This is a genomic window from Micromonospora sp. NPDC002411, from assembly GCF_053592955.1.
In genome coordinates, this window is record NZ_JBSFBM010000222.1 from 1 (window position 1) to 11,485 (window position 11,485).

An 11,485-nucleotide genomic window follows, 5' to 3' on the forward strand; every position below is an offset into this window, starting at 1 on the left:
GGGCTTGGCGTGCAGGGCGAGGGTCGCGGTGGTCCAGACCTCGAACAGCTCGTCCAGGGTGCCCAGCCCGCCGGGCAGGGTGAGGAAGGCGTCCGCGCCGAGTCGGCGGGTCGGGGCGGGGCCGAAGTCGCGTACGTCGGCGTCGAGGTCGTCGATGCCGTCCAACGGCTCCACGACGACGCCCTCGATGCGCAGGTCGTCGCCCCAGATCCGCTCGACCAGCGCGGCGTCGTGGATGCCCTCCACCCAGATGCGGCTCGACTTGGCGACCTGGGCCCGGACGTTGTCCACCGCCACCGAGCCGGACGCCGTGCGTCGACGGGCCGCCGGCACCGGAGCGCGGGTGGGCCGGCGCAGGGTGACCGGACGACCGTCGAGCAGGAACGCCGCGGGTAGCAACGGGAAGTTGCGCCGTTTGCCGTGCCGGTCCTCCAACACGACCGCGCCGGCTTCGAAGCCGACCACCGCGCCGCAGAACCCCGAGTCGGCGTCCTCGACCACGAGGTCCGGTTCGGCGTCCACCTCGGGGGTGACCTTCCGCCGCCGCCAGTCCCCCGCCAACACGTCTTCGCCGTATCGCCCCGCCATGTCGATCACGCTAACTCCCCGACTTCCACCCCACCTCCCGACACACCGCCCCCAGACTCCCCACCACACCCGGCACCGATGCTGCCCGCACAGCCCCGGCCTCGCCGATCATGGAGTTGTGGTGCTCCACAAACCCGCGCAAGAGCCGGGTATCGCCCACCACAACTCCATGATCGACGCAGACGGGGGGCGGATGGCGGGGCGGGCGGAGTTTGGGGCGGGGGCAGGGAATGGGGTGAAGGGAGCAGTTCGGGGCAGGGCGGGCGGCCGGAGCGGCAGTCGAGACACGGCCGGTGGTGACCACGTACCCTTTCGGCATGTCCACCCCCGCAACGGGCGCGGCCACACTCGCGCCGCGCCGGTCGAGCCGGTTCGTTGCCTGGGTGCGCGCGTGGCGCGCCGGGTTGGTGCCGTACGACGAAGTCGCCGACGCCATCGCCGGCGACGAGGAGCACCTCGTCGCGGACGCCCCGGGCACCTGGACCGACGTCCCGCTGGGCGCCGCGCTGCCCACCCTGGCCAAGCTCTCCCCGGACGAGATCCGCCTGGTGCTGCCCGCGCCGGGCGACCCCCGGGGGTTGCCCGGCCCCGGCGACTTCGCCGGGGCGGCCCTGGTCACCGGGGAAGCGGTGGTGGCCGGCGGGCTGGGGTTGATCCCGGAGGTGCGCTCACACACCTCCGGCTCGGGGGACTGTTTCGAGACGGTGCTGTGGCGGGTGTACCCGCTGCCCGCCAACGCCCCCGCCGCGTCACTCTCGTTGCCCGGCGCCGCCGAGGCGGAGGCCGAGCTGGCCGCCGCGCTCGCCGAGACGACTGCCGCGTTGACCCGCCTCGACGTGGCCCAGTGGCGGCCCGAGCTGGCCGGCGCGCTGGCCGCGCTGCGCCGCCCCGACGGCGCCACCGACCTGCCGCCGGGCTTCGACCCGCGGGCCCGTCGGCTCTTCGCCCGGGCTGCGGTGCTCGACCGGGTGCTCGCGCTGGCCGGGCACGCCGCACCCGGGGGCGCGATCAACAACTACGAGGCCCAGCAGCGCGACGCCGCGCTTCGTCCGCTCACCGCTGCCTGCCGGCAGGCGCTGGTGGCAGCCTGCAACGCCCCACTCCGCCCCTGACCGGTCACCCGCGCCAGCGGTAAGGCCGCGTGCCGGGGCCCTACGCGCCACACCGCCCGCCGCAGGGTGGACGCGCGCGGGTCCGGAACCGCTGCGCCTCGACCGCCGGGGTCCGCTGCGCGCCCACCCTCCATGATCGCGCTCGATCATGGAGGTAGTGGCCTCCGGCGCGGACGGTGACCACTACATCCTGGTTGCAGCGCGATCATCGGGGGCAGCGCGCAACGCGACCAGCGCGCAACGCGACCAGCAAGCAGCAGGCCGCCCGCGCAGGCCGGCCGGTCAGATCTCGTCGAGCAGGTCCGCGACGGAGTTGACGATCCGGGACGGGCGGTACGGGTAGCGCTCCGCCTCGGTACGGCTGCTGATCCCGGTCAGCACCAGGATCGTCTCCAGCCCGGCCTCCAGGCCGCACAGGATGTCGGTGTCCATCCGGTCACCGATCATCGCGGTGCTCTCCGAGTGCGCGTTGATCGTGTTGAGGGCCGAGCGCATCATCATCGGGTTGGGCTTGCCGACGAAGTACGGCTCCACCCCGGTGGCCTTGGAGATCATGGCGGCGACCGAGCCGGCGGCGGGTAGCGCGCCTTCCACGGACGGGCCGGTCACGTCGGGGTTGGTGCAGATGAACCGGGCGCCGTCGTTGATCAGGCGGACCGCCTTGGTGATCGCCTCGAAGCTGTAGGTACGGGTCTCGCCGAGCACCACGTAGTCCGGGGCGAAGTCGGTGAGCACGTAGCCGACCGCGTGCAGCGCCGTGGTCAGTCCGGCCTCACCGATGACGTACGCGGTGCCGCCCGGCCGCTGGTCGGCGAGGAACTGGCCGGTCGCCAGGGCGGACGACCAGATCGACTCCTCCGGCACGTCCAGCCCCATCCGGCTGAGCCGGGCCGTCAGGTCACGCGGGGTGTAGATGGAGTTGTTGGTCAGCACCAGGAACGGCTTGCCGGAGGCGCGCATCCGGTTGATGAACTCCGGCGCGCCGGGCACCGGCTGGCCCTCGTGCACCAGCACGCCGTCCATGTCGGTCAGCCAACTCTGCACGGGCTTACGGTCATGCATCGGTTCCCCCAGCAGGCGTCGGGCGACGGGTCGGCACACAGCAGACGGTCGGGCAGGTGTCCCACATCGGCAGCTCGCCGAGGCGGCGGCGCAGCTGCGCGCCGTCCGGGTCGGTCCGCTCGGTCACCAGTTCCCGCACCATGGTCACGAAGCGCGGATCGATGCCGGGGGTGTCGGCCCGGACGAAGTCCAGGCCGAGCTGCTTGGCCGTCTCCAGTGCCTCGGTGTCCAGGTCCCACACGACCTCGAGGTGGTCGGAGACGAACCCGATCGGGCTGACCACCACGCCGGTGGTGCCATCCTGCGCGAGGGCGGCCAGATGGTCGTTGATGTCCGGTTCCAGCCACGGCACCTGCGGGGGGCCGGAGCGGCTCTGCCAGACCAGGTCGTACTCCAGGTCGGGTGCGGCGGCAGCGGCGACCAGCCGGGCGGTCTCGTGCAGCTGCGCCTCGTACCGGCCGCCGTGCGGGCCGGCGTTGGCCGCCATCGAGGTGGGGATGGAGTGGGCGGTGAAGACCAGCCGGGTGGTGGCCCGCTTCGCCGGGTCGAGCTGGCCCAGGGCCGCCCGGACCGCGTCGGAGTGTGGCTCGACGAAGCCGGGGTGGTCCCAGAACTGGCGCAGCTTCTCGATCACCGGGGCGTCCGGGCCGACGGCGGCGCGGGCGGCGGCGATGTCCTCCTGGTACTGCCGGCAGGACGAGTAGCCGCCGTACGCGCTGGTGACGAAGGCCAGCGCCCGGGTGACCCCGTCGTCGCGCATCTGGGTCACGGTGTCGGCGAGCATCGGGTCCCAGTTCCGGTTGCCCCAGTAGACCGGTAGGTCGACGCCGTTCGCGGCGAAGTCGGCGCGGACCGCCGCCAACAGGTCCCGGCACTGCTGGTTGATCGGGGACACCCCACCGAAGTGCTGGTAGTGCTCGGCGACCTCGGCCAACCGCTCGGGCGGCACGCCTCGGCCGCGGGTCACGTTCTGCAGGAACGGCATCACGTCCTCGGGCCGTTCCGGCCCGCCGAAGGACACCAGCACCACCGCGTCGTACGACATGGGGTCATTCTCGCCCCTCGCCCGGGACGGCCCGGCGACGCCCCCCTGGCCCGGACGCGTGGATCACGCGGACGGCAGCGGAAGCGTCGCCGGTAGGTGCGTCAGGCGCCGATGGCGTGGTAGCCGCCGTCGACGTGCACGATCTCGCCGGTGGTGGCCGGGAACCAGTCGGAGAGCAGCGCCAGGCACGCCTTCGCGGCGGGCTCCTGGTCGGTGAGGCTCCAGCCCAGCGGGGCACGCTCGGTCCAGGCGTCCTCGAACTGGTCGAAGCCGGGGATCGACTTCGCGGCGATGGTGCGCAGCGGCCCGGCGGCGACCAGGTTGCTGCGGATGCCCTGCTTGCCCAGGTGCAGGGCCAGGTACCGGGACGCGGACTCCAGGCCGGCCTTGGCAACGCCCATCCAGTCGTAGACCGGCCAGGCCTTCGTCGCGTCGAAGGTCAGGCCGACCACCGCGCCGCCGGGCGACATCAGCGGCAGCGCCGCCATCGCGAGGGACTTGTACGAGAAGGTGGAGACGTGCAGGGCCGTCGCCACGTCCTCCCACGGCGCGTCGAGGAAGCCGCCGCCGAGGCAGCTCTGCGGGGCGAAACCGATCGAGTGCACGACGCCGTCGAGGCCGTCGACGTGCTCGCGTACCCGGTCGGCGAGGCTGGCCAGGTGCTCGGTGTTGGTGACGTCGACCTCGATCACCGGGGCCGGCTCGGGCAGCCGCTTGGCGATCCGCTCGACCAGGGAGAGCCGACCGAAGCCGGTGAGCACGACCTGCGCACCGTTCTCCTGGGCGAGCTTCGCCACCGAGAAGGCGATCGAGGCGTCGGTGATGACACCGGTGACGAGCAGCCGCTTACCGGCGAGCAGTCCGGACATCCGGGGGTTCCTCCGTACGTAGATGGGGGTCAGTGGCCCATGCCGAGGCCGCCGTCGACCGGGATCACGGCGCCGGAGACGTACCCGGCGCTGTCGGACGCCAGCCAGGTGACCACCCCGGCGACCTCGTCCGGGCTGGCCATCCGACCGGCCGGGATCGACTTGCGGATCTCCGCCTTGCGGTCCTCGGACAGGCCGGACGTCATGTCGGTGTCGATGAAGCCGGGCGCCACCACGTTCGCGGTGATGTTGCGGCTGCCCAGTTCCCGGGTGATCGAGCGGGCCACGCCGACCAGACCGGCCTTGCTGGCGGCGTAGTTGACCTGCCCGGCGCCACCGGCCAGACCGACCACCGACGAGATGAAGATCATACGGCCCCACTTGGCGCGGAGCATCTTGCCAGAGGCGCGCTTGGCGACCCGGAACGCGCCGGTGAGGTTGGTGTCCACCACACCGGTGAACTGCTCCTCGGTCATCCGCAGCAGCAGCGTGTCGGCGGTCATGCCGGCGTTGGCGACCAGCACCTCGACCGGGCCCAGCTCGGCCTCGACGGCGTCGAACGCGGCGTCGATGGAGGCGGCGTCGGTGACGTCGGCGCGTACGCCGAACAGCCCTTCGGGTGCGTCGCCGCTGCGGTGGGTGACCGCCACCCGGTCGCCCTGCTTGGCGAAGGCCTGCGCGATGGCGAGGCCGATCCCCCGGTTGCCCCCGGTCACCAGCACGGTACGGGCCACTGTTCCCCCTTGCTCAGCTGATCTCAGTCGCAGGCGAGCCTAGGCGTTACCCGCAGGTAAGCGCTAACGGGAGCCGTGTCACACCGGGGTACGACACCGGGATCAACCCCTGGTGGCACGCCTGGTGGCGGGGTCGGCCCGTAGCCTCCGGGTGGTGAACCGGCGACCGATCACCGTGGCCCTCGGGGCCCTCCGGCAGACAGTGCTGGGCCGGGACGCCCCGCCCGGTCGACAGCTGCTGGCGCGTTGGCCCGGCCCGGCCCGCTACGCCGCCCCGGTCGGCCTGCTCGCCGCGCTCGGCCTCTTCCTGATCACGCTGACCGTGGAGAGCGACTGGGGCCTGCCGCCGCCGGTCGCGCTGCTGTTCGCGGCGATGACTGTGGCGCCGTTGCTGGTGCTGCCCCGGCGTCCGCTGCTGGCGTGGCGGCTGACGGTGCTGGCCCTGCTGATCTGCACGTTCAACGCGCCGGCCGATCAGGCCTGGCCGTGGACCCCACCGCTGGCGCTCGGGTCGATCGCGGTGCTGGCGGTGGTCGTCGCGCGGGTCGACCGGCCGGTGCTGGCCTGGGTGGTGGCGATCAGCACGGTGCCGGTGTTCACCCTGGTCCACCCCGACAACCGGGTGCCTGTCCTGCTGATGCTCGGCGCGTTCGCGATCGTCGGCGACCTGTTCCGGCGCAACCGGCTGTCCCGGCGCGAGCTGGCCGCGCAGACCGAGCGCAACGAGCGGGAGCAGGAACGCCGGGCGGTGCTGGAGGAACGCACCAGGATCGCCCGGGAGCTGCACGACGTGGTGGCCCACCACATGTCGTTGATCGCGGTGCAGGCGGAGACGGCCCCGTACCGGCTGACGGACGTGCCGGCCCCGACGGCTGCCGAGTTCGTCGCCATCGCCGCCTCGGCCCGCGACGCGCTGACCGACATGCGGCGACTGTTGGGGGTGCTGCGCAGCGAGACGACCGGGCCGGAGACCGCGCCGCAGCCGGACCTGACCGACCTGGGCGCGATGGTCGACGCGGCACGCCGGGCCGGGCTGCCGGTCACCCTGGACGCCGGGCCGGCGGACGACGGGCAGGTGCCCGCGCCGGTCGGGCTGGCCGCGTACCGCATCGTGCAGGAAGGCCTGGCAAACGCGGCCCGACACGCGGCCGGTGCCGCGGTGCGGGTCATCGTCCGCGTCGGTCCTTCCGGCCTGAAGGTACGCGTCGAGAACTCCCCGGCCGACGCCCGGCCGACCGCCGAGGGCGACCCCGGGCACGGCCTGACCGGTATGCGGGAGCGGGCCACCTCACTGGGCGGTACGTTCACCGCCGGGCCGCTGCCCGACGGGGGTTACGCGGTGGCGGCCGAGTTGCCGTACGACGCTGAGGGCGGGGACTGATGATCCGGGTGCTGATCGCCGACGACCAGGCGATGGTCCGACAGGGCTTCGGTGCGCTGCTCGCCGCCCAACCGGACCTGCTGGTGGTGGGGGACGCCGCCGACGGCGCGCAGGCCGTCACCGCGGCCCGCCACCTCGACCCGGACGTGGTGCTGATGGACGTGCGGATGCCGGTCATGGACGGGCTGGCCGCCACCCGCAAGCTGCTCGGTGACCGCTCGGCGCAGCGACCCCGGGTGCTCATCCTCACCACCTTCGACCTGGATGACTACGTGTACGAGGCGCTGCGCGCCGGGGCCAGCGGTTTCCTGCTCAAGGACGCTCCGGCGGCCGATCTGGTGCAGGCGGTGCGGGTGGTGGCGGCCGGGGACGCGCTGCTCGCCCCGGCGGTCACCCGCCGGTTGATCGCCGAGTTCGCGGCCCGACCGGAGCGCCGCCGTCCGCGCCCCACCGACCTGGCCGGGCTCACGCCGCGCGAGACCGAGGTGCTGCGGTTGATCGCCCGGGGCCGCAACAACACGGAGATCGCCGCCGACCTGGTGGTGGCCGAGCAGACAGTGAAGACACACGTCGGGCGGATCCTGGCGAAGCTGGGGCTGCGCGACCGCGTCCAGGCGGTGGTGCTGGCGTACGAGACGGGTCTGGTGGCCGCCGGGGAGTAGTCCCGTGGAGCCAGTCCGCAGACGGCTCCCCGGGATGACGACCGAGCGCCGGCCGCCCGCGCACTCTCCCTCCGGACGACATTCCGGAGGGAGAACGTGATGCGACGACGAGGTGCCAGTCGGGTGGCGGTGGCCGCGCTGCTCGGCGTGAACCTGGTGCTGCCGACCCGACCCGAGCCGGTCGCGGCGGCGGGGTTCGTCGAGGCGTACCCCGTCACTGCGGCGGCGATGCGCGCGGCCGGCCCTCCGTACGCGGACTGGGCGGCCGGCGGACGCCGGTTTTTGACGTTCGACACGCGTGGCGACGGCCGCGCGGTCGAGGTGTTCGGCGACCTGGCCGGCGCGGATCGGATCGCGGTGCTGGTGCCGGGGGTGGGGAGCACCCTCGCCGACTTCGACAGGGGGTTGGGCGGGGTGGCTCGCCGCGCGCCGGCGGTGCAGGCCGGGCAGCTGTACCGGGAGCTGCGGGCGACCGAACCGGCGGCGCGGGTGGCGGTGCTGGCCTGGTTGGGTTACGACCCGCCGGACGGGGTGCTGACCGCGGCCGGTGGCGGCAGCGCCCGACGCGGCGCGGCCGGGTTGGTCGTGCTGCTGCGGGAACTGGCCGCTCGACGTCCGGCGGCGACGATCACGCTGGTCGGGCACAGCTACGGGGCGCTGGTGGTGTCGCTGGCGGCGGCCGACGCCCCCGCCCAGGTCACCGACGTGGTCACTCTCGGCGGTGTCGGCGCCGGAGTGCAGCACGCGGACGATCTGCCCGGCCGGCGGCGGTTCTGGGCGGCGGAGGCGCCGAGCGACTGGATCCGCCGGGTGCCGTCGGTGCGACTGCTCGGCCTGGGTTTCGGCCGTCGTCCGGGCGACGAGGCGTTCGGTGCGCGCCCTCTCCCGGTGGGCGGGGTGGCCGGGCACGACGGTTACCTCGCGCCCGGCAGCGCCACGTTGGTCGCGGCGGCGACGGTGGTGCTCGGCGGCTTCGACGCAGTGGTGCTCGGCGGCTCCGACGCGGTGGTGCTCGGCGGCTCCGACGCGGTGGTGCTCGGCACCGTCGGCTCCGGCCGGAGCGGGGACGCCCGGTGAGCCGGGACCGTGCCGTCGACGCGTTGCGGGCGTACGCGATCGGCGGGGTGGTGCTGGGGCACTGGCTGGTCACCGGTCTGGTGCTGACCGGTGACGGTGGGCTGCACCAGGCCAGCCCACTGACCGCCCTGCCCGGTCTGTCCCCGGTGACCTGGGTGTTGCAGACGCTCGGGCTGTTCTTCTTCACCGCCGGTTTCGGGTCGACCCGGTCGTTGGCGAGCCATCGGGGACGGGCGGGCGGTTGGCTGGCCCGTCGGCTGCGCCGGCTGCTGCTGCCGACGGTGGCGCTGCTCGGGGTGGGCGCGGCGGTGCTGCTCGCCGCCACCGTCACCGGGACCCCGGACGACATGCTCTCCGTAGCGCTCCGACTCGCTGTCAGTCCACTGTGGTTCCTGGTGCCACTGGTGTTCCTGGTGGCGGTGACCAGCCCACTGCGCGCCGCCGTACGGCGCTGGGGGGTGGCACGGATCGTCGCCCCGGCGGTGGCGGTGGTCGCGGCGGTCGACCTGGCCGTACGCCTGCTACCGGCCGGCACCGATCTGCCACCGGTCACCGTGCTGGCGGCCTGGGCGGTGCCGTACCTGCTGGGGGTGGCGCACGCCGACGGGCGGTTGGGCGGCCGGCGGGTGGCCGGCGCGCTGGCGGCCGGCGGGGCCGCCGCGCTCGGGGCGTTGCTGGCGCTGGGCTATCCGGTGAGCGCGGTCGGGGTGCCCGGGGCCGGGGTGTCCAACCTGAACCCGCCGTCGCTGCTGGCGGTGGCGCTGGCGGTCACCCAGGTCGGGTTGGGTCTGCTTGCTCGGCCGACGCTGGAGCGGCTGCTGACCCGGCCGCTACCGGGCCGAGCGGTGCCCGAGGTGAACCAGCACGCGGTCCGGATCTACCTGTGGCATCAGCCCGTCCTGGTGGCGGTGACCGCGCTCACCGCGCGCGGCGGGCTGACCCTGCCGGGGCTGCACACCGCACCGGACAGCACGGGCTGGGTGCTGGCGCGTTTCGGCTGGCTTCCGCTGCTGGCCGCGGTGCTGGTCACCGTGGTGCGCACAGGACGACCACGGGCGTCGCGACGACCGGGCGGTGGAGGGGTTGCCGGCCGGTCGGCCGAGTACGCTTCGGCGGCGTCGCCGGTGTACGATCATCGACGTTCCGGCCCGCCCGACTTGCAGGAGGTGATCGCTGTGCGAGATAGCGATCCTCCCAGTCGTGGCCGGGCCGATGGTCAGTCCCGCTGAGCCACGACTCAGTCTGGTGAGCTGACCCCGCTTCGTTCCCGACCACCTCGGTCCACGCCGAGGTGTGTGCCGCGCCGCCCGACTCCGGGCGGTCGCCGGGAGCAGCCCGGTCACGACTTCGTGTGCGCGTCCCCACCCCCTGCGGTCCGCCCCCGCATCGCGGACCGTCCAGCCGCCACCCGGAGCCGTCCATGAGCCGCTACGTCGCCCCGCTGGGCTTCACCCTCGCCGCCGTCTGGGTGGCCGTCGTCTTCGTCCTGGCCGGCGGCGGTCACTGACCCGCTCGGCACTCGTTCCGGTCGTCCACCCCCGGCGGCCGGCGGCGCTGCCCGCCGCCGGCCCACCGCTCAGAGCATCCGGGACGACCAGAGCAGGCTGAGCGCACCGGCGCAGAGCGCCAACAGCAGCGCGATCCCCGCATACCACTGGGTCACCTCGCGGGGCTCGGTGCGGAACCCGATCGAGCTGCCCATGTCCTGGTAGACCTGCTTCAGCTCGCTCACCGACGCCGCCTCGTAGAAGTAGCCCTCGGTGGTCTCGGCGAGGTCGGCGAGCGCCAACCGGTCCACCGGCACCCGCTGCAACTGCCCGCCGATGTCGACCTGACCGGTGTCGGTGCCGAACGCGATGGTGGAGACCGGGACGTTGGCCGCCTGCGCGGCCGCCGCGGCCTCCTCCACCGCGCGCCCGGAGGTGCGGAAACCGTCGGAGAGCAGCACGATCCGGGCCGGCGGGATGCCCGCCGCGCCGTCGGCCGGGACCGACCGGATCGCCTCCAGGCAGGTGAACACCGCCTCGCCGGTCGCTGTCGCCTCGGCCAGCACCAGCCCATCGATGGCACTGGTCACCGCGTCCCGGTCCTTGCCCGGCGGCACCAGCACGTTGGCCGCCTTGGCGAACGACACCAGGCCCAGGTTGTAGCTCTCCGGCAGCTCGCCGACGAACTGCTTGGCCGCCTCCTGGGCCGCCTCCAACCGGTTCGGCGCCACGTCGTCGGCCTGCATCGACAACGACACGTCGATGGCGAGCATCACTGTGGCCCGCTCCAGCGGCTCCTTGGTGTCCACCGCAGGCCGGGCCAACGCGGTGGCCAGCACCAGCAGGCAGAGCAGGAACGCGGTCGCCGGGACGTGCCGACGCCAGCCCAGCCCCTTCGGGGCCAGCGTCCGCAGCAGGTCCACGTTGGTGAACCGCATCGCGTACGCCCGGCGGTGCAGCTGCCGCCAGATGTAGAACGCGGCGAGTGCGAGCACCGGCAGCACGGCCAGCAGCCACCACGGTTGCATGAAACGGATCATCGTGTCGTCCCCCTGGTGCGGGCGTGCCGCTGCGCGGCCACGAATCGCACCATGTCCAGCAGCCAGTCTCGGTCGGTACGCAGACGCAGGTGGGCCGCGCCGGCGCCGCGCAGCGCGGCGGCGATAGTGGCGCGTTGGGCGGCGGCGGCATCGGCGTAGCGCTGCCGTAGCCGAGGGTCGGCGGTCTGCACCTCGTGCAGCTCGCCGCTCTCCGGGTCGACCACCGGCAGCACACCCACGTCGGGCAGCTCCAGCTCCCGCGGGTCGACCACCTCGATCGCCAGCACGTCGTGGCGGACCCGCAGCTTGCGCAACCCGACCCGGCCGGCTTCACCGATCTGCTCAGCCCCGCTGACGCCGACGAGTTGCTGATGCTCGACCTGCCGGACGCGCTGGAGCCGCTGGTCGACTACTTCCGCAGCATCTCC

The 11,485-nt window shown here is 73.6% G+C and carries 12 protein-coding genes and 1 pseudogene; 6 read left to right on the plus strand and 7 right to left on the minus strand.

Annotated features, from left to right (window positions below; all coding sequences use genetic code 11):
* Positions 1-588: DUF3097 family protein (locus ACWCO3_RS23580; RefSeq protein ID WP_450012071.1), on the minus strand; the 588-nt coding region annotated here is incomplete at its 3' end.
* 317 nt (positions 589-905) lie between these two features.
* On the opposite strand from ACWCO3_RS23580, the gene ACWCO3_RS23585 reads away from it, so the two are divergent.
* Positions 906-1,700, plus strand: coding sequence for a hypothetical protein (locus ACWCO3_RS23585; protein ID WP_145779922.1), 795 nt, complete (start codon positions 906-908; stop codon positions 1,698-1,700).
* Between the two features lie 282 nt (positions 1,701-1,982).
* Here ACWCO3_RS23585 and ACWCO3_RS23590 read toward each other — a convergent pair whose 3' ends face one another.
* From ACWCO3_RS23590 to fabG, 4 genes are all read right to left on the minus strand, one after another.
* Complete coding sequence (locus ACWCO3_RS23590; RefSeq protein WP_088988620.1) at positions 1,983-2,762, minus strand: HAD-IIA family hydrolase; 780 nt, start codon at positions 2,760-2,762, stop codon at positions 1,983-1,985.
* Positions 2,755-3,807, minus strand: coding sequence for a ferrochelatase (locus ACWCO3_RS23595; protein ID WP_450012074.1), 1,053 nt, complete (start codon positions 3,805-3,807; stop codon positions 2,755-2,757). Before ACWCO3_RS23595 ends, ACWCO3_RS23590 begins: the two co-directional genes overlap by 8 nt.
* Positions 3,808-3,908: 101 nt before the next feature.
* Positions 3,909-4,676 (minus strand): enoyl-ACP reductase FabI, encoded by a 768-nt coding sequence (gene fabI, locus ACWCO3_RS23600; RefSeq protein ID WP_088988618.1) that lies wholly within the window; start codon positions 4,674-4,676, stop codon positions 3,909-3,911.
* 29 nt (positions 4,677-4,705) lie between these two features.
* Complete coding sequence (fabG, locus tag ACWCO3_RS23605; protein WP_145779920.1) at positions 4,706-5,410, minus strand: 3-oxoacyl-ACP reductase FabG; 705 nt, start codon at positions 5,408-5,410, stop codon at positions 4,706-4,708.
* 154 nt (positions 5,411-5,564) lie between these two features.
* Here fabG and ACWCO3_RS23610 point away from each other — a divergent pair, with 154 nt between their 5' ends.
* From ACWCO3_RS23610 to ACWCO3_RS23630, 5 genes are all read left to right on the plus strand, one after another.
* A complete protein-coding gene (locus ACWCO3_RS23610) occupies positions 5,565-6,791 on the plus strand; it encodes a sensor histidine kinase (protein WP_450012076.1) in 1,227 nt (408 codons plus the stop codon).
* Complete coding sequence (locus ACWCO3_RS23615; protein ID WP_145779918.1) at positions 6,791-7,453, plus strand: response regulator; 663 nt, start codon at positions 6,791-6,793, stop codon at positions 7,451-7,453. The genes ACWCO3_RS23610 and ACWCO3_RS23615 overlap by 1 nt, the downstream gene beginning before the upstream one ends.
* Positions 7,454-7,552: 99 nt before the next feature.
* Positions 7,553-8,530, plus strand: coding sequence for an alpha/beta hydrolase (locus ACWCO3_RS23620; RefSeq protein WP_450012078.1), 978 nt, complete (start codon positions 7,553-7,555; stop codon positions 8,528-8,530).
* Positions 8,527-9,759, plus strand: coding sequence for an acyltransferase family protein (locus ACWCO3_RS23625; RefSeq protein WP_450012080.1), 1,233 nt, complete (start codon positions 8,527-8,529; stop codon positions 9,757-9,759). Before ACWCO3_RS23620 ends, ACWCO3_RS23625 begins: the two co-directional genes overlap by 4 nt.
* 122 nt (positions 9,760-9,881) lie before the next feature.
* Positions 9,882-10,037, plus strand: a complete 156-nt coding sequence (locus ACWCO3_RS23630) for a hypothetical protein (RefSeq protein WP_167524799.1) — start codon at positions 9,882-9,884, stop codon at positions 10,035-10,037.
* Between the two features lie 69 nt (positions 10,038-10,106).
* On the opposite strand, the gene ACWCO3_RS23635 is transcribed toward ACWCO3_RS23630, so the two are convergent.
* Positions 10,107-11,057 (minus strand): VWA domain-containing protein, encoded by a 951-nt coding sequence (locus ACWCO3_RS23635; protein ID WP_145779915.1) that lies wholly within the window; start codon positions 11,055-11,057, stop codon positions 10,107-10,109.
* A pseudogene (locus tag ACWCO3_RS23640) lies at positions 11,054-11,371 on the minus strand (DUF58 domain-containing protein); the annotation flags it as partial. The gene ACWCO3_RS23635 and the pseudogene ACWCO3_RS23640, both read right to left, overlap by 4 nt.
* Positions 11,372-11,485: the final 114 nt, after the last annotated feature.